Origin of the sequence: Plantactinospora alkalitolerans (assembly GCF_015690345.1) — a bacterium.
GTDB classification, from domain to species: Bacteria; Actinomycetota; Actinomycetes; order Mycobacteriales; family Micromonosporaceae; genus Plantactinospora; species Plantactinospora alkalitolerans.
On sequence record NZ_JADPUN010000246.1, the window covers coordinates 18,472 to 36,642 of the forward strand.

Consider the following 18,171-nt stretch of genomic DNA (forward strand, 5'->3'; position numbering starts at 1 on the left):
CCGAGGTCCGGCCCACGCTGCGGGACGGACCCGCCCGGCAGGCCGGCGACCGGGCCCGGCGTCCACTCCCCGCCGAGCCATGGCCACCCGCCATCGAACGCGAAGCCCAGCCGACGCCAGCCAGGGCCAGCCGACGCCAGCCAGGCCCAGCCGACGCGAGGCTCGGCAGGCGTGACAGGATCGACGGCGCGATGTCGAAGACACAGCTCGCCACCGCGGCCATCCGGTGGTACGACGAGAACGCCCGCGACCTGCCGTGGCGAGAGCCCGGCGTCGGGGCCTGGCCGATCCTGGTCAGCGAGATCATGTTGCAGCAGACCCCGGTGGTACGGGTGCTGCCGGCCTGGCGGGCATGGCTTACCCGGTGGCCCACACCAGCGGCGCTGGCTGCCGACACTCCGGCCGAAGCGATCCGGATGTGGGGACGACTCGGCTATCCACGTCGGGCCCTGCGGCTGCACGAGTGCGCGTCGGCGTTGGTGGAGCGGCACAGCGGGGACGTACCGACCGACCTGGAGCAGTTGCTGGCGCTGCCCGGTGTCGGAAGCTACACCGCGCGGGCGGTGGCGGCCTTCGCGTACGGCCAGCGCCACCCGGTGGTCGACACCAACGTACGACGGTTGGTGGCCCGGGCGGTCGCCGGCGAACCGGACGCCGGCCCGGCGACCCGCCCGGCCGACCTGGTCGCGACCGAGGCACTGCTTCCCGCACAACCCGGTACGGCCGCCCGGGCCAGCGCCGCCTTCATGGAGCTGGGCGCGCTGGTCTGTACCGCCCGGTCTCCCCGGTGCGTCGACTGTCCACTGGCCACCCGCTGCGCCTGGCGGGCGTCCGGCCGATCGGCACCGTCCGGGCCGACCCGGCGTCCTCAGCGGTACGCCGGCACCGACCGGCAGGTCCGGGGCAAGCTCCTCGCCGTTCTGCGGGAGACCACCGGGCCGGTACCCCGGGCCCGGCTGGACCTGGTCTGGTCCGACGACCTGCAACGGTCCCGCGCCCTGGCCGGTCTCATCGAGGACGGCCTGGTCGAGATGATCGGCGATACCTGCGTGCTGGCCGGCGAAGCCTGAGCCTCAGGTGGGTGGGCGGTAGGTGGTTAAGAAGGGGCCCTTCCTCTACAAAAAGCGATAAGAAGGGGCCCTTCCTTACGCAGAAACGGGTCCGGCCCGGCGACTTCGTCGCCGGGCCGGACCCGTTGTGTGTGCCTACTCGCCAGCGGCTGCGGTGTTGCCAAGGTCGGCCGGTACCGCGTCGGGCACCTCAACCGGCTTGTCCGCACCGCGGAACACCAGCTTGGACTTGTCGATGTCCTCCGGGTCACCCTCGCAGTCCACGACCACGATCTGACCGGGCGTGAGCTCGTTGAAGAGGATCCGCTCGGACAGGTTGTCCTCGATGTCGCGCTGGATCGTCCGACGCAGCGGCCGGGCGCCCAGCACCGGGTCGAAGCCCTTCTTCGCCAGGTACTTCTTGGCGTTGTCGGTGAGCTCGAGTCCCATGTCCTTGTTGCGGAGCTGGGTCTCGATCCGCTGGATCATGATGTCCACGATGTGCAGGATCTCGTTCTGGTTGAGCTGGTGGAACACGATCGTGTCGTCGATCCGGTTGAGGAACTCCGGCCGGAAGTGCTGCTTCAGCTCGTCGTTGACCTTCTGCTTCATCCGCTCGTAGTTCGAGTCGGAATCCTCGGAGGCCTGGAAGCCCATCGACACCGCCTTGGCCACGTCCCTGGTGCCCAGGTTGGTGGTCAGGATGATGACGGTGTTCTTGAAGTCGACGATCCGACCCTGGCCGTCGGTCAACCGCCCGTCCTCCAGGATCTGGAGCAGGGTGTTGAAGACGTCCGGGTGGGCCTTCTCGATCTCGTCGAAGAGGACCACCGAGAACGGCCGGCGCCGCACCTTCTCGGTGAGCTGGCCACCCTCGTCGTAACCGACGTAGCCGGGGGGCGCCCCGACCAGCCGCGACACGGTGTACCGGTCGTGGAACTCGGACATGTCGAGCTGGATGAGCGCGTCCTCGCTGCCGAACAGGAACTCCGCCAGTGCCTTGGACAGCTCGGTCTTACCGACACCGGACGGACCGGCGAAGATGAACGAGCCGGACGGGCGCTTCGGGTCCTTCAGGCCGGCCCGGGTACGCCGGATCGCCTTCGAGACCGCCTTGACCGCGTCCTCCTGGCCGACGACCCGCTTGTGCAGCTCGTCCTCCATTCGGAGCAGCCGGGACGTCTCCTCCTCGGTGAGCTTGTAGACCGGGATGCCCGTCCAGTTCGCCAGGACCTCGGCGATCTGCTCGTCATCGACCTCGGACACCACGTCCAGGTCGCCGGCCTTCCACTCCTTCTCCCGCTGCGCCTTCTGGCCGAGGAGCTGCTTCTCCTTGTCGCGGAGCTGCGCGGCGCGCTCGAAGTCCTGCGCGTCGATCGCGGACTCCTTGTCGCGACGGACCTGGGCGATCCGCTCGTCGAAGTCGCGCAGGTCCGGCGGCGCGGTCATCCGGCGGATCCGCATCCGGGCACCGGCCTCGTCGATCAGGTCGATCGCCTTGTCCGGCAGGAAGCGGTCGGAGATGTACCGGTCGGCCAGCGTCGCCGCCGCCACCAGAGCGGCGTCGGTGATGGAGACCCGGTGGTGTGCCTCGTAACGGTCCCGAAGACCCTTCAGGATCTCGATGGTGTGCGCCAGTGACGGCTCACCCACCTGGATCGGCTGGAACCGCCGCTCCAGCGCGGCGTCCTTCTCCAGGTGCTTGCGGTACTCGTCGAGGGTGGTCGCGCCGATGGTCTGCAGCTCGCCACGGGCCAGCATCGGCTTGAGGATGCTCGCCGCGTCGATCGCGCCCTCGGCGGCACCCGCACCCACCAGGGTGTGGATCTCGTCGATGAACAGGATGATGTCGCCGCGGGTGCGGATCTCCTTGAGCACCTTCTTGAGGCGCTCCTCGAAGTCACCGCGGTACCGCGAGCCGGCGACCAGGGCACCCAGGTCAAGCGTGTAGAGCTGCTTGTCCTTGAGCGTCTCCGGCACCTCACCCTTGATGATCCGCTGGGAGAGCCCCTCGACGACCGCGGTCTTGCCGACCCCGGGCTCGCCGATCAGGACCGGGTTGTTCTTGGTACGGCGGGAGAGCACCTGCATGACCCGCTCGATTTCCTTCTCCCGGCCGATGACCGGGTCGAGCTTGCCCTCCCGGGCGGCCTGGGTCAGGTTCCGGCCGAACTGGTCCAGCACGAGGCTGGTCGACGGCGCGGCCTCACCCGGCGCGGCACCGGCGGCAGCCGGCTCCTTGCCCTGGTAGCCGGAGAGGAGCTGGATGACCTGCTGGCGGACCCGGTTCAGGTCGGCGCCGAGTTTCACCAGCACCTGGGCGGCAACGCCCTCGCCCTCACGGATCAGCCCGAGCAGGATGTGCTCCGTGCCGATGTAGTTGTGGCCGAGCTGCAACGCCTCGCGCAGCGACAGCTCCAGCACCTTCTTGGCCCGCGGCGTGAACGGGATGTGCCCGCTCGGCGCCTGCTGACCCTGGCCGATGATCTCTTCGACTTGCTGGCGGACGCCCTCCAGCGAAATGCCCAGACTCTCCAGGGCCTTCGCCGCGACGCCTTCACCCTCGTGGATGAGACCTAGCAGGATGTGTTCCGTACCGATGTAGTTGTGGTTGAGCATCCGGGCTTCTTCTTGAGCCAGGACGACAACCCGCCGCGCTCGGTCGGTGAACCGCTCGAACATGCCCTCGTGCTCCTCACGTGCCGTGCGCACTCGATCTTGATGGCCAAGCATCGTGGCGGGGCCACCACCCGGACGTCCGAGGCGGACGCCCGTGCTCCCTTACTCTATCGCCGCGAGCCGACTCTCCTGAGGTCGTGTGTTGCTGGAATGAGCCACGTACGCGACGTTTTTACCAACTGCCCACGCTCAGCGATGCTTCCCAGACCGCCCGCTGTACGCGCAGAGCGAAATTCAAGCCCCTACCCTGACGATCCGGACCCGCATCGTCCACAGGCTGTGGACAACTCCGTCCACTGGTTGTGGACAACGCCTGGGCCGTCAGGTTGTTCCCGGACCGGCCGGGTTGCCGGTCCCGCCTGGCCACCCGCGCCACCTCGGGCCCGACATCGGGCGCCATCCGCCCCGACGGACCCGTACGACGTTTTCGACCGTTTTGTCGAATAACTAGATTATCGGGGTTGAAACGTGCGGGGTGGGCGAACGGCCGGCCGTCCACCCACCCCGCAGAGGCGTCGAGAAGCGCTACGACTAGCGGCCCGCCTTCGCGTGGTACTCATCCACGATCTCCTGGGGGATGCGCCCACGGTCGGAGATGTCCTTGCCTTCCTTCTTCGCCCACGCCCGGATCGCCTTGTTCTGCTCCCGATCGGCGGTAGCGCCACCCCGACCGCGTGCGGCACGACCGCCGACGACCACGCCGCCCCGGCCCACCTTGGAGCCGGCCGCGACGTACGGGGCGAATAGGTCCCGCAATTTGCCGGCGTTCTTGTCCGACAGGTCGATCTCGTACTGAACGCCGTCGAGCGAGAACTTGACGGTCTCGTCCGCGTCTCCGCCGTCCAGGTCATCGACCAGCTTGTGAATGATCTGCTTGGCCACGTGTCGCTATCCTTTCGAGCAGGTTCTCCGCAAACAAGAGCACAATAGCCCGCGAGATGCTTGCTTCGTCAATAGGATGGCGAAACTATGCGACAAGCTGGGCCGACTACTACTCAGGGCGGACCATCGGGAAGAGGATGGTTTCCCGAATTCCGAGGCCGGTGAGGGCCATCAGGAGCCGGTCGATTCCCATTCCGATGCCCCCGGACGGCGGCATTCCGTACTCCATGGCCCGCAGGAAGTCCTCGTCGAGCCGCATCGCCTCGTCGTCACCCTTGGCCGACCGCTGCGCCTGGACCACCAGACGCTCCCGCTGCACCACCGGGTCGACCAGCTCCGAGTACCCCGTGGCCAGCTCGAATCCGAGCACGTACAGGTCCCATTTCTCGGTGAGCCCCGGCTCCGCACGGTGCCCCCGGACCAGCGGGCTCGTCTCCTCCGGATAGTCCCGGACGAAGGTGGGCTGCCGCAGCGTGGGCACCACCAGTTCCTCGAAAAGCTCCTCGGCGAGCTTGCCCGGCCCCCACTTGGGATCGACCGCCAGGCCCACCTTTTCCGCGTACCCCAGAAGGTCGGCCATCCCGGTCCGGACCGTCACCTCCTCGCCCAGTGCCTCGGAAAGCGCCCCGTAGAGGGTTGTCGAAGTCCACTGACCGCCGAGGTCGAACTCGGTGCCGTCGGCGTGCGTGACCACGTGCGACCCGCCGGCCGCGAGCGCGGCGCCCTGCACCAGCTCACGAGTGAGGGTCGCCATAGTGTCATAGTCACCGTACGCTTCGTATGCCTCCAGCATCGCGAACTCGGGCGAGTGCGAAGAGTCGGTCCCCTCATTCCGGAAGTTACGGTTGATCTCGAAGACCCGGTCGATGCCACCGACCACCGCCCGCTTGAGAAAAAGCTCGGGGGCGATTCGCAGATACAGATCCGTGTCTAACGCATTGCTGTGCGTCACGAATGGCCGTGCGGTAGCACCACCGGGCAGCGCTTGCAGCATGGGGGTTTCGACTTCGACGAAACTCCGGGCGTGCAGCGAATCGCGCAGACTACGCAGCGTCGTCGCCCTCGTGCGTACCATCTCCCGGGCCCTGGGCCGCACGATCAGATCGACATAACGCTGCCGGACCCGCGCCTCCTCGCTAAGCGGCTTGTGCGCCACGGGTAGCGGCCGGAGCGCCTTCGCGGTCAGCGCCCAGGAATCGGCGAGCACCGAAAGTTCACCCCGCCGACTGGTAATCACCTCACCGGTCACTCCGACGTGATCGCCGAGGTCGATCTGTCGCTTCCAGGCATCGAGGCGATCCGCGCCGACCCGGTCGAGTGAGAGCATCGCCTGCAGTTCGGTGCCGTCGCCGTCCCGGAGGGTGGCGAAGCAGAGCTTGCCGGTGTTGCGAACGAAGATCACCCGGCCGGTCACCGACGTGACGTCCCCGCTGGCGGTGTCGGTGGGCAGATCCGCGTAGCGGTCCCGGATCTGCGCGAGGGTCGCCGTCCGCGGATATCCCAGCGGATACGGTTCAACGCCGTCGGCGAGCATGCGCTCCCGCTTCTCCCGGCGAACCCGCATCTGCTCGGGGACGTCGTCGACGGGATCGGCAGGGCTGGGAATCTCCTGGGTCACGGCATGCTTCCTCGGGAATTGTGTCGGCTGAGTCCGGCCCCGAGCGTACTCAAGTGCCGACCGGCTCCGGCACTGGATAACCTCCAGCCATGGTTGACCAGACTCACGCCCTCTCCTTCGGCGCCGCGGCGACCGCCTACGACCGGTACCGGCCGAGCTATCCCGAACCCGCCGTCGCCTGGGCGATCGACCGTCCCTCACCCGCCCGGGTGGTCGATCTCGGCGCCGGCACCGGCATCCTGACCAGGGAGGTGCTGGCACTGGGCCACCACGCGGTACCCGTCGAACCGGACCCGGAGATGCGGGCCCAGCTCGCCGCCGCCACCCCGGGCGTCGTCGCGCTGGCCGGCACGGCCGAGCAGGTACCGCTGCCGGACGGCTCGGTGGACGCGATCGTCGCCGGACAGGCGTACCACTGGTTCGACCATCCGGTGGCACACGCCGAGGGAGCCCGGCTGCTGCGTCCGGGCGGAACGTACGCCGCGCTGTTCAACGAACGGGACGAATCGGAGTCCTGGGTGGCCGCGCTGACCGCGCTCACCGTCGAACTGCTCGGCGGGCGGGGAATCCGGGAGGACGGCGCGTGGATGGCCGACCTCGACGAGGCTTTCGAGCCGGTGGAGCGGGTCGAGTTCCGGCACCAGGTCACGCACAGCCCGGAAACCCTGGTCGGGATGATCACCACCCGCTCGCACTACATCACCGCCACCGAACAGCGCCAACGGGAGGTCGACGCGGCAATCCGCGAGCTGGCGGCGAGCCATCCGGACCTGGCCGGCCGGGAGACATTCCCGCTGCCGTACCGGACCCTGGTCTTCCGGGCCCGCCGCCGGTAACCATCGGTCCGTCCGGCCCGGCCCGGGGTTTCGGTCCGGGCCGGAGCCCTACCGGTTGCGGTCGTAGACCATCCGCAACCCGATCAACGTGATCATCGGCTCGTGGTGCGTGATCGTCCGGCACTCGCCGATCACCAACGGCGCCAGCCCGCCGGTGGCGATCACCGCCCGCACCTCGCCCAGCTCCTCGACCATCCGTTCGACGATCCGGTCGACCTGGCCGGCGAAGCCGAAGTACATCCCGGCCTGGAGACACTCGACGGTGTTCTTCCCGATCACCGAGCGCGGCACGGTCGGCTCGACCTTGCGGAGCTGGGCCGCCCGGGCGGCGAGGGCGTCGAACGAGATCTCGATGCCGGGCGCGAACGCGCCGCCGAGGAACTCGCCACGACCGCTGATCACGTCGAAGTTGGTGGTGGTGCCGAAGTCGACCACGATCGACGGTCCCCCGTAGAGGGTGAACGCCGCGAGCGTGTTCACCACCCGGTCGGCACCGACCTCCTTCGGGTTGTCGATCGCCAACTGCACGCCGGTCTTCACCCCCGGCTCGACGATCACGTGCGGAAGGTCCGCGTAGTACCGGGCCAGCATCGACCGCAGCGACCGCAGCGCCGCCGGCACCGTCGAGCAGGCCGCCACGCCGGTGACCTCGACCGCGTCGGCAGCCAGCAGACCACGCAGTTTGAGGCCCAGTTCGTCGGCCGTCGACCGGGCGTCGGTCTTGATCCGCCAGGAGTGGACCAACTTCTCGCCCTCGAAGGTCGCCAGGACGGTGTTGGTGTTACCGATGTCGATACACAGCAGCATTCGTCAGTCCCGGGCCCGAGGTTCTGCCGGTCGGAGGTCCAGCGCGATGTCCAAGATAGGCGAGGAGTGGGTCAGCGCCCCAACCGAGAGGTAGTCGACCCCGGTCGCGGCGTACTCGGCGACCGTGTCGAGGGTCAGCCCGCCGGTCGCCTCGAGCTCGGCCCGGTCGCCCACCGCGCTGACCACCTCGGTCAGCAGTTCCGGCGTCATGTTGTCGCAGAGCAGGAAGTCGGCGCCGACCTCGACCGCCTCGACCGCCTCGGCGACCGAGGTGACCTCCACCTGCACCGGAACGTCCGGAAACACCTCCTGGACCCGCCGGTACGCCGGACCGATGCCGCCGGCCGCCAGCTTGTGGTTGTCCTTGATCATGGCAACGTCGTACAGGCCCAGGCGCTTGTTGGCGCCACCGCCGGCCCGGACCGCGTACTTCTCCAGCGCCCGCAGGCCGGGCGTCGTCTTCCGGGTGTCCAGCACCGTCGCCTTGGTGCCGGCCAGCGCCTCGACCCAGGCCCGGGTGTGGGTGGCCACCCCGGACATCCGGCTGAGCAGGTTCAGGGCGGTCCGCTCGGCGGTGAGCAGCGAGCGCGTCGGCCCGGTCACCGTCGCCAGTACGTCGCCCCGGGCCACCCGGTCGCCGTCGGCGGCCACCGGCAGCACCCGCACGGTACGGGTGGCGGCCAGGTCGAAGACGGCGGCGGCCACGGCCAGCCCGGCCACCACACCGTCGGCGCGGGCCACCACATCAGCCGTGTCGACCTGCTCGTCCGGCACGGTGGCCACACTGGTCACGTCGCGCCGCTCCGGTCCCAGGTCCTCGTCCAGCGCCCCCCGCACGATCCGTTCCACCACCGCCGGGTCGAGCCCGGCGGCCCGCAACGCCTGCGTGGTCGAGAGTTTCAGCACAGTGCCTCCCAATCCTGTTCGAGACTGCCCGTCTGACCGATCGAGCTGACCAGGTGCCCGAGCCAATCGTCGCGCGATTCCGGGTGGTCGGACCGCCAATGGCAACCCCGGGTCTCCTGCCGGGCGTACGCGGCACCGACCAGGGCCGAGGCAACGGTGAGCAGGTTCGTCGCCTCCCAGCTCGCCGTCCGGGGTGCGCTCCGGGTGGCGCCGAAGGTGGCCAGCTCGGCCGCTGTCGCCCGCAGCGAGTCGGCCGACCGGAGCACTCCGGCGCCCCGGGTCATCGCCCGGGCCAGCCCGGCCCGCACCGCCGGATCCACCACCGCGCCGACCCCGCCACGCCATCCGCCGCCCGGTGCGGGTTCGGCCTGTGCCGGCAGGTCCCGGGCGATGTCCTGGGTGATCCGCCGGGCGAAGACCAGGCCCTCCAGCAGCGAGTTGCTGGCCAGCCGGTTGGCGCCGTGCACACCCGTGCAGGCCACCTCGCCGCAGGCGTACAGGCCCGGGATGGAGGTGCGGCCGTGCAGGTCGGTACGGACCCCGCCGGAGGCGTAGTGCGCGGCCGGGGCCACCGGGATCGGCTCGACCGCCGGGTCGACACCGGCCGACAGGCAGGCGGCGACGATTGTGGGAAAACGCCGGGCCAGGAACTCCGCGCCGAGGTGCCGGGCGTCCAGGTAGACGTGGTCGGCACCGGTGGCCAGCAGCACCCGGTGGATCCCCTTCGCCACCACGTCCCGGGGGGCGAGTTCGGCCAGCTCGTGCTGACCGACCATGAACCGTTTGCCGTCGGCGTCGACCAGGTGGGCCCCTTCGCCCCGCAACGCCTCCGAGACCAGCGGCTGCTGGGCACCGGTCGTCGCAGCCGCACCGGTCGTCGCAGCCGCACCGGTCGTCGTACCCGCACCGGTCGTCGTACCCGACCCGGTCGGGACGGCTGCGGCGCCGGCGGGCCGGATCAGCGCGGTCGGGTGGAACTGGACGAACTCCAGGTCGGTCACGGCGGCGCCGGCCCGCAGCGCGAGGGCGACACCGTCGCCGGTGGAGACCGCCGGGTTGGTGGTGACGGCGAAAACCTGGCCCATCCCGCCGGTGGCCAGCACCACCGCGCGGGCGAGAATCGCGCCGACCCCGTCCTCGGTGCCCTCGCCGAGCACGTGCAGGGTGATCCCGCAGGCCCGACCCGGGCCCGCCGACCCGGACGCCGGGGTCCGCAGCAGGTCGAGGACGAGGGCGTGCTCGACCAGGCGGATCCAGGGATCACGACCGACCGCGGCGTGCAGCGCCCGCTGCACCTCGGCGCCGGTCGCGTCGCCGCCGGCATGCACGATACGATCGGCCCGGTGGCCGCCCTCCCGGGTGAGCATCAGCGAGCCGTCCGCGTTGCGGTCGAACTCGGCACCGGTCCGGATCAGCTCACGCAGCCGGGTCGGCCCCTCCTCCACGAGTACCCGGACCGCCGCCGGATCGCAGAGCCCGACCCCGGCCAGCTCGGTGTCGGAGGCGTGCGCCGCGGGGGTGTCCAACGGATCGAGTACGGCCGCGATGCCGCCCTGCGCCCACCGGGTGGAGCCGTCGTCGATGTTGACCTTGGTCACCACCGTCACGTGCAGTCCCGCCTCGCGCAGGTGCAACGCGGCCGTGAGCCCCGCGATACCCGACCCGATCACGATCACATCGGTCGTCTCCACCCAGCCGGGCTCCGGTGCGGCCAGCAGCCGGGGTAGCTCCGGCAGGTCAACGGTCGGAAACTGCATCATTCCAGTCAACCGCGTACCGCTGGCGCCGGTCCGGGCAGGGCCCCCGGAAGTGGCCTGCGACGCTATCCGGTGCGCATGGGCAGGCCGCCGGGGCCGGCGTCCCTGAGCGACCTGGTGAATTTGCCGTCCGAGATCCACAGGTAGCACCGCACCCCCCGGTTGCCCGCCTGCCAGTCCTCCGGTCCGCCGGGCAGCGCCATGATCCCGGTACGGAACCGGATGCTGTTCTGCGGCACCTCGACGTACCTCGCGGTGGCCCGGTAGCAACCGTCGTAGAACGCCGCCCAGTCACGCTCGGCGCTCGGGTACTTCAGGCCGGCCGGGGCCCGCCACACCCCGGTGAACTCGCTGTTGTGCCGCTTGCCGCAGTCGAGCGCCGGCATCCGGTCGATGTTCCCGGTCCGGGTCAGCGTCGCCGCGTAGCAGCCCAGGTGCAGCGGTCCTGGTGCGCGCAGTGTCCCCTTGAGCGTGCCGGTCCGGGTGACCACGTCGCCGTTGTCCTCGACATTGGACAGCTCCGTCACGTCGCAGCGGAACCATCGGGCCCCGCCAGTCCAGCCGTTCGGCGAGGGGGTCGCCACGCCGAGCCAGAGCCGCCCGGTCCGCCAGTCCGCGCCGAGGAACTCCCGCGCCTTGCCGTCACACTCCGAATAGGCCTTGGCGAACTCGGCCGAGCCCCGGGCCGGCGGTGCGGCCGCGTTCGCCGCCGCGCCGGTGAAGGCACCCACGTGTACGGTCTCCAGCCGGTGACTGATCGGACAGTCGACCGGAAGGTACGACGACAGGTAGACGGTCTCGGAGAAGTCCGCCGCGTGGCACGTCTCGGCCTTCGGGGAAAAGATCTTCGGCTCGCCGACCCTGGCCCAGTCGTCGGTGAGGTCCCCGTCCGAGCCACCCGGCGCGGCGCAACCGCCCAGGCCGAGACCAACGGCTCCGGCCAGGGCCAGGACGGTCATCCAACGGCGCATCGCGTCCCTCCCCAGGGCAACCAACAGTCATGGATGGCTGCACCCTACGTTACCGGCGCACTCCGCCACGGCGTAGAGATCATTCTCGTGTCGGGGACGGCCGTTGGGTGGAGGACCCAGCTCACCCGTTCGCCACCTGGTCGCCCCGGACCAGGTCACCGGCCATCCCCGGCACCGCCTCGGCCGGATCCCCGCCCAGCTCGATGATCCGGTTGGCCGCGTCCACATGTACGACCCGAGGCCGGTACGACCGCGCGGTGGCATCGTCGAGCTGGGCGTAGGAGATCAGGATGACCAGGTCACCGGGTTGCACCAGCCGGGCGGCGGCACCGTTGATGCCGATCACCCCGCTGCCCCGCTCGCCCGGGATGACATACGTCTCCAGCCGGGCCCCGTTGGTGATGTCCACGATCGCGACCTGCTCGCCGGGCAGTAGGTCGGCGGCGTCGAGCAGGTCGGCGTCGACCGTCACCGAGCCGACGTAGTGCAGGTCCGCCTGGGTCACCGTGGCCCGGTGGATCTTCGACTTGAGCATGGTGCGGAACATCGGACTATTCCTCCGTGGTGCGGGCTGCCGGAGCCAACTCGACCGGCAGGTTGTCGATCAATCGGGTACTGCCGACCCAGGCGGCGACCAGCATCCGGGCCGGGCCGGATGTCGGGGCGGGTCCCAGGTGCGGGTCGGTCAGCACCAGGTAGTCCAGCTTGGCGTCGGTCGTGCCCTCGCCGAAGGCACGGTACGCGGCGGCGAGGGCACCGTCGGCACCCCGGCCGTCCCCGGCGGCGGCCGCCCCCGCCCCCAGTGCCGCCGACAGGCGCAGTGCCGCAGCCCGGTCCTGCGCGGAGAGGTAGCGGTTGCGGCTGGACAGCGCCAGTCCGTCCGGCTCCCGGACGGTGGGCACCCCGACGATCTCCACGTCCAGTTCCAGGTCCCGGACCATCCGGCGAACCAGCGTGAGCTGCTGGTAGTCCTTCTCCCCGAAGACCGCGACATCCGGCCGGAGCAGGTTGAGCAGCTTCGCCACCACGGTCAGTACGCCGTTGAAGAAGCCGGGGCGGCTGGCGCCCTCCAACTCCTCGCCGAGGCTTCCCGGGTCCACCCGGACCATCGGCTCGCCGTCCGGATAGAGCTCCTCCCGGGACGGCGCGAAGACGTACCGCACCCCGGCCGTCCGGCAGACCTCCAGGTCGGCGTCCAGGGTCCGGGGATAGCGGTCGAAGTCCTCGTTCGGACCGAACTGGAGCGGATTCACGAAGATCGTCGCCAGCACGGAGTCGGCCCGTTCCCGGGCCGCCCGCAGCAGCGCCTCGTGCCCGGAGTGCAGCGCACCCATCGTCATCACCACCGCCAGCGAACCCGGCAGCGGCGCCAGCGCGGCAGCCAACTCCGCCCTGGTCCGCAACACCTCGGTCATGACCCCTCCCCACTACGCCCGGCGCCGCCATGATCCGGCCGACCGGTCATCGAGCCGATCCATCCGCCGTACCCGGTCACACGACTGATCCGTTGCCCGTACCCGGTCACGCGGCGACCTGGCGGTTCCGATCCGCCAGCACACCCAGCAGCGACTCGGCGTCGGACGGCCGGAGCCGACCGGCGGCGATCGCCCGGTCGGCGGTCCGCCGGGCGAGCGCGAGGTAGCCGGGCACCGACTCCGGGGCGGTCACGGCGAGCCGGTCCAGGTGCCGGGCGATCGTACCGGCGTCGCCCCGGGACACCGGCCCGGTCAGCGCCGCGTCACCGAGCCGGAGGGCATTCTCCAGCGCGGCCCGCAGCAGCGGCCCGAGCACCTTCTCTGGCTGGGACACGCCCGCGTCGCGGAGCCGGTCCGCGGCCTCGTTGACCAGCGTGACGAGATGGTTCGCGCCGTGCGCGAGAGCGGCGTGGTACAGCGGGCGGTCCGGCTCCGCCACCCACTCCGGTACGCCGCCGAGATCGGCGACCAGCCGGACGGCGAACGGCCGCAGCGGCGTCGGGGCGGTCACCCCGTACGAGATTCCGGGCAGCCGGGTCAGGTCGTCGGCCGTACCGGTGAAGGTCATCGCCGGATGCAGGGCCAGCGGGCGGGCACCCACCGCGACGGCCGGAGCGAGTACGTCGAGCCCGTGTGCCCCCGACGTGTGCGCGACCACCTGGCCCGGCCGGAGCACACCGGTGGAGGCGAGCCCGGCGACGACCGCACCGAGCGAGTCGTCCGGTACGGCGATCAGCAGCAGATCCGTGGCGGCCCTGGCCACCTCGTGGGCCGGTCGTACGTCGGTACCCGGCAGCAGGCTGTCGATCCGGTCCTTGGCCGCGGCCGAAACCCCGGCGGCGGCGACCACCCGATGGCCGGCGCGGGCCAGGGCGGCACCCAGTACGGCTCCCACCCGACCAGCGCCGATCACGCCGATGGTGAGCTGGCGCGGTGATGCGCTCATAGCGATGATCCAGTCCTCGAAATGTGGTACCGGTCGATCGCAAGTATGCGCCGCCGTCACATGCCTGGAACAAGAGGTTGTGAAAACGTTCACCACCGGCGGGGGCCCACCGCCGGTGCCCCGGCGCCCGGTCTGGTGGGTGAACCCAGGTCATCGGTGGCGCATAACCTGTGCCGGTGCCCATCTCCTGGCGATCGGCGATGTCCACCGCGCTGTACGGCAGTGCGGGGTTCTTCGTCACCGGCGCCGGGCCCGCCGCGCACTTCCGGACCAGTGCACACGCCGTACCGGTCCTCGGCGCCGCGCTGCTGCGGCTGCTGGACGGGGTCGACGCCGCGCTCGGCCGGCCCGACCCGCTGGACGTGGTCGACGTCGGCGCCGGTCGCGGCGAGCTGCTGACCACGCTGGCCCGACTCGCCCCGCCCGAACTGGCCGACCGGCTCCGGCTGACCGCGGTGGAACTCGCGCCGCGACCCGACGCGCTGCCCGAGACGATCACCTGGCGGCCCGACCTGCCCGACCGGATCGTCGGGCTGCTGGTCGGCACCGAATGGCTGGACAACGTACCGCTGGACGTGGCGGTGCCCGGACCGGGCGGCTGGCTGCGGATGCTGGTCGACCCCGTCACCGGTGCCGAGTCGGTCGGCGGGCCGCTCGATCCCGCCGAGGCGGACTGGCTCGCCGAGTGGTGGCCGGACCAGCCGACCGGAGTCGGGCGGGCCGAGGTCGGGCTTGCCCGGGACCGCGCCTGGAGCGGCGCGCTCGCCGCCGTGGAGCGCGGCCTCGCCCTCGCCGTCGACTACGGCCACCTGCGGGAACGTCGACCACCGGACGGCACGCTCACCGGTTTCCGGGCCGGCCGACAGGTGACCCCGGTGCCCGACGGCAGCTGCGACCTGACCGCACACGTCGCGATCGACTCCGTGGCGGCGGCCGGCCACGAGGTCACCGGTCTGCCGTACGAGCTGCTCAGCCAACGCGCCGCGCTGCACGCCCTCGGAACCGACGGGCGCCGCCCGCCCCTCACCCTGGCGTCGACGGATCCCGCCGGATACGTCCGGGCCCTCGCCCGAGCCTCGACCGCCGCCGAACTTACCGATCCCGCCGGCCTCGGCGGCCACTGGTGGCTCCTCCAACCCGTCCGGATGTAAGGAAGGGCCCCCTATTATCGCTTTTCGTTGTACAAGGGGCCCTTCCTAACCGTTCTGGGACCGCGCACGCTGCGCCTCGGACGGCCGTGGCGTGGCACGATGTCGGGCATGACTGCCGACACCGGCACGCTGCGGGAGCTGACCGTCGGCACCGGGGCGGGCCTCGACACCGCCGACATGGTGCTGAACATCGGACCGCAGCATCCGTCGACCCACGGCGTACTGCGGCTCAAGCTGGTCCTCGACGGCGAGCGGGTGATCTCCTGCGAGCCGATCGTCGGTTACATGCACCGGGGTGCGGAGAAGCTCTTCGAGGTACGCGACTACCGGCAGATCATCGTGCTGGCCAACCGGCACGACTGGCTCTCCGCCTTCTCCAACGAGTTGGGCGTGGTACTGGCGGTCGAGCGGCTGATGGGGATGGAGGTACCCGAGCGGGCGGTCTGGCTGCGCACCGCGCTCGCCGAACTCAACCGGGTGCTGAACCACCTGATGTTCCTCGGCTCCTATCCGCTGGAGATCGGTGCCATCACGCCGGTCTTCTATGCGTTCCGGGAACGCGAGACGTTGCAGACGGTGATGGAGGAGGTCTCCGGCGGCCGGATGCACTACATGTTCAACCGGGTCGGCGGGCTCAAGGAGGAGGTGCCGGCCGGCTGGACCAGGCGGGCCCGGGAGGCGATCGGCGAGGTACGGCGGCGCCTGCCGGACCTGGACAACCTGATCCGGCGCAACGAGATCTTCCTCGCCCGTACGGTCGGCGTCGGAGTGCTCTCCGCAGCCGAGGCCGCTGCCTTCGGCGCCTCCGGACCGGTCGCCCGAGCCTCCGGACTGGACTTCGACCTGCGCCGCGACGAACCGTACCTGGCGTACGGGTCGCTGGACGTTCCCGTGGTCACCCGGACCGCCGGAGACTGTCACGCCCGCTTCGAGATCCTGCTCGACCAGGTGTACGTCTCCCTCGATCTCGCCGAGCGCTGCCTGGAGCAGGTCGACCGGATCAGCGGACCGGTGAACGTCCGACTGCCGAAGGTCGTGAAGGCACCGGAGGGGCACACCTACGCCTGGACCGAGAATCCGCTCGGCATCAACGGCTACTACCTGGTGTCCCGGGGCGAGAAGACCCCTTGGCGGATGAAGCTGCGCACCGCCTCGTACGCCAACGTGCAGGCGCTGGCCACGCTCCTGCCCGGCTGCCTGGTGCCGGATCTGATCGCGGTCCTCGGCTCGATGTTCTTCGTGGTCGGCGACATCGACAAGTAATCGACAGGTAGTGGTGGACAACAAGCAGTAGTGGACAAGTGGTCGACAACAAGCAGTAGTGGACAAGTGGTCGGCGACGCGCTCAGCGCCAGTTGTCCTCGGCGTAGCCGTGGTCCGACCGCCGGGTGCCACCGGCCCGGGGCACCTCGTCGAGCGGCGGGTAGCCGTACTCCTCGTCCTCGCGTTGCCGCCGGCTCCGTCGTGCCGGCTCGGGCTCCGGCTGCCGCCCGGGTGGGCCCCAGACCGCCGCCTGGTCCACGCCGCCGACGGGCAGTGCCGGCGCGCCGCTGTGCCGATCCCAGTCCTGGCTCCGGCCGGGATCGAGGGCACGAGCATCGCCCTGCCGGCCGGGGCGCCGGACGTCGTCGGTCTCGGCCCAGTCCGCCGGCCCTCGCTGATCCCCAGGTCGGCGATCGTCGTCCCGGAACTCGGACCAGCGCTGTTCATCGTCGCTGGGCTCCGACCGGCGCTCGGACCGGCGGTCGTCGTCCGGCCTCGGCTCGTCCCGGCGGACCGTCGCCCAGCGGTCCTCGACCCGGAGTTCCGTACCGGTCTCGTCGGTCCGCATCGAGGCCCGGCGCTCACCCATCCGGACTTCCTGGCCCCGCTCGTCGTTGCGTACCGAGGTCCACCGGTCACCGGCCCGCAGATCGGCCCAGTACGAGTCGTCAGCGGGGTCGCCGGTCTCCTGCCCGGGTTCCGGGTCGGAATCCACGAACCTGGCCCGCCACCCGGCGATGCTGCCGAATCGCCGGTCATCTCCGGGCCCGTCGTCGGGTTCGTCGGAACGCCCGCCTCGGCCGGGGCGCCGGCCCCGATCGTCACGATCTCCGGCGGCATGATCGTCGTGATCCCGGCCGCCGTCACCGCCGTACGTGCCGCCGCTCCGGCCGCCGCCGTAGGTGTCGCCGTCCGGGGCGGCAGCACCGCCGCCGTACGTGCCGTCGCTGCGGCCGCCGCCGGGGGTGATGACGTCCGGGGCGGCACCGCCGGACGAGTCTGCGCTCCGCGCGCCGCCGTAGGTGCCACCACTCCGGCCGGCGCCGCCATAGGTGCCACTCCGGGCGGCGTCGTCGTCCCGCGCGCCGCCGTAGGTGCCGCCGCTCCGGCCAGCGCCACCATAGGTGCCACTCCGGGCGGCGTCGTCGTCCCGGGCACCGCCGTAGGTGCCGCCTCCGCCTCCGGCATCGCCGTAGTCGCCGTCCCGGCCACCGCCGCGGTAACCGCCGTCCCCGTAGCCGCCGTCCCGGCCACCGCCGCCGTACGTACCCCCGCTGTAGCCGCCGCCGTAGGTACCGCCGCCGCCGTAGGTACCGCCGCCGCCGTAGGTACCGCCCTGGCTGGCGCCGCCGTAGCCGCCGGCGCCGTAACCACCGCCGGACCGTGGGTCGTCGCTGTGCGCCCCGACGATTGTCTGTCGGGTGGTCACCTGGACGGTTTCGGTGTGCCGGACCACGCCAGCGCCCAGATGCGGTCCGGGTATCCCGCCGGGGATACCGGTCGGCGCACCGTGCTGCGGGCGACCGCCCGCGCTCCACGGCTGTCCGCCGGATCGAGCGTAGTGCCCGGGGGACGTGTCCGGGTCGGCATCGGTCCGCCCGTACGCCCGGCCCGTGCCGGCCCGGTCGTCGTCGGGATAGCCGCCCCGTTCGTACCCCGTAGCGGGCTGGGCCTGGTGGTGGCCGCCTCCGCCGTGGTCGGCAGCCCGGTACGGCCCCGGGCCGGCAGCCCGCCGTGGCCCGTCGCCCCGTGGTCCCTCACCCCGGGACCCCTCACCCCATGGCCGCTCGCCCCGAGATCCGTCGCCCCGAGATCCGTCGTCGCGTGACCG

At 71.0% G+C, this 18,171-nt stretch carries 14 protein-coding genes and 1 pseudogene; 4 read left to right on the forward strand and 11 right to left on the reverse strand.

Annotated features, from left to right (window positions below; translation table 11 throughout):
* The first annotated feature begins 191 nt into the window (after positions 1-191).
* Positions 192-1,070, forward strand: a complete 879-nt coding sequence (locus tag I0C86_RS27630; protein WP_196204225.1) for an A/G-specific adenine glycosylase — start codon at positions 192-194, stop codon at positions 1,068-1,070.
* Between the two features lie 135 nt (positions 1,071-1,205).
* On the opposite strand, the gene I0C86_RS27635 is transcribed toward I0C86_RS27630, so the two are convergent.
* From I0C86_RS27635 to lysS, 3 genes are all read right to left on the reverse strand, one after another.
* Positions 1,206-3,731, reverse strand: coding sequence for an ATP-dependent Clp protease ATP-binding subunit (locus I0C86_RS27635; RefSeq protein WP_196204237.1), 2,526 nt, complete (start codon positions 3,729-3,731; stop codon positions 1,206-1,208).
* 528 nt (positions 3,732-4,259) lie between these two features.
* On the reverse strand, positions 4,260-4,610 hold the full coding sequence (locus I0C86_RS27640) for a histone-like nucleoid-structuring protein Lsr2 (RefSeq protein WP_192766542.1): 351 nt from the start codon (positions 4,608-4,610) through the stop codon (positions 4,260-4,262).
* Positions 4,611-4,719: 109 nt separating this feature from the next.
* Positions 4,720-6,174: a lysine--tRNA ligase gene (lysS, locus tag I0C86_RS27645; protein WP_230394900.1), complete on the reverse strand. Its 1,455-nt coding sequence runs from the start codon at positions 6,172-6,174 to the stop codon at positions 4,720-4,722.
* Positions 6,175-6,317: 143 nt separating this feature from the next.
* Between lysS and I0C86_RS27650 the strand changes: the two genes are divergently transcribed.
* Positions 6,318-7,064 (forward strand): class I SAM-dependent methyltransferase, encoded by a 747-nt coding sequence (locus I0C86_RS27650; protein WP_196204227.1) that lies wholly within the window; start codon positions 6,318-6,320, stop codon positions 7,062-7,064.
* A gap of 48 nt (positions 7,065-7,112) precedes the next feature.
* Here the strand turns inward: I0C86_RS27650 and I0C86_RS27655 are convergent, their stop codons facing one another.
* From I0C86_RS27655 to I0C86_RS27685, 7 genes are all read right to left on the reverse strand, one after another.
* Positions 7,113-7,871: a type III pantothenate kinase gene (locus I0C86_RS27655; protein ID WP_196204228.1), complete on the reverse strand. Its 759-nt coding sequence runs from the start codon at positions 7,869-7,871 to the stop codon at positions 7,113-7,115.
* A 3-nt stretch (positions 7,872-7,874) separates the two neighbouring features.
* Positions 7,875-8,774 (reverse strand): carboxylating nicotinate-nucleotide diphosphorylase, encoded by a 900-nt coding sequence (gene nadC, locus I0C86_RS27660; RefSeq protein ID WP_196204239.1) that lies wholly within the window; start codon positions 8,772-8,774, stop codon positions 7,875-7,877.
* Positions 8,771-10,534, reverse strand: coding sequence for an L-aspartate oxidase (locus I0C86_RS27665; RefSeq protein WP_196204238.1), 1,764 nt, complete (start codon positions 10,532-10,534; stop codon positions 8,771-8,773). Before I0C86_RS27665 ends, nadC begins: the two co-directional genes overlap by 4 nt.
* Positions 10,535-10,599: 65 nt before the next feature.
* Entirely contained in the window at positions 10,600-11,505 is a 906-nt protein-coding gene (locus tag I0C86_RS27670; RefSeq protein ID WP_196204229.1) for a septum formation family protein, read from the reverse strand.
* A gap of 121 nt (positions 11,506-11,626) precedes the next feature.
* The gene (gene panD, locus I0C86_RS27675) at positions 11,627-12,052 is read right to left on the reverse strand and encodes an aspartate 1-decarboxylase (protein ID WP_196204230.1); all 426 of its coding nucleotides are present in this window, start codon (positions 12,050-12,052) and stop codon (positions 11,627-11,629) included.
* Between the two features lie 4 nt (positions 12,053-12,056).
* Positions 12,057-12,920 carry a pantoate--beta-alanine ligase gene (gene panC, locus I0C86_RS27680; RefSeq protein ID WP_196204231.1) on the reverse strand — a complete coding sequence of 288 codons (864 nt, stop codon included), beginning with the start codon at positions 12,918-12,920 and terminating at the stop codon, positions 12,057-12,059.
* A 106-nt stretch (positions 12,921-13,026) separates the two neighbouring features.
* The gene (locus I0C86_RS27685) at positions 13,027-13,926 is read right to left on the reverse strand and encodes a Rossmann-like and DUF2520 domain-containing protein (protein ID WP_196204232.1); all 900 of its coding nucleotides are present in this window, start codon (positions 13,924-13,926) and stop codon (positions 13,027-13,029) included.
* A 176-nt stretch (positions 13,927-14,102) separates the two neighbouring features.
* Between I0C86_RS27685 and I0C86_RS27690 the strand changes: the two genes are divergently transcribed.
* Both I0C86_RS27690 and I0C86_RS27695 read left to right on the forward strand, forming a co-directional pair.
* A complete protein-coding gene (locus I0C86_RS27690) occupies positions 14,103-15,077 on the forward strand; it encodes an SAM-dependent methyltransferase (protein WP_323373879.1) in 975 nt (324 codons plus the stop codon).
* Positions 15,078-15,176: 99 nt separating this feature from the next.
* Positions 15,177-16,340, forward strand: coding sequence for an NADH-quinone oxidoreductase subunit D (locus tag I0C86_RS27695; RefSeq protein ID WP_196204233.1), 1,164 nt, complete (start codon positions 15,177-15,179; stop codon positions 16,338-16,340).
* 82 nt (positions 16,341-16,422) lie between these two features.
* Here the strand turns inward: I0C86_RS27695 and I0C86_RS27700 are convergent.
* Positions 16,423-18,171 (reverse strand): annotated as a pseudogene (locus I0C86_RS27700) (hypothetical protein); the annotation flags it as partial.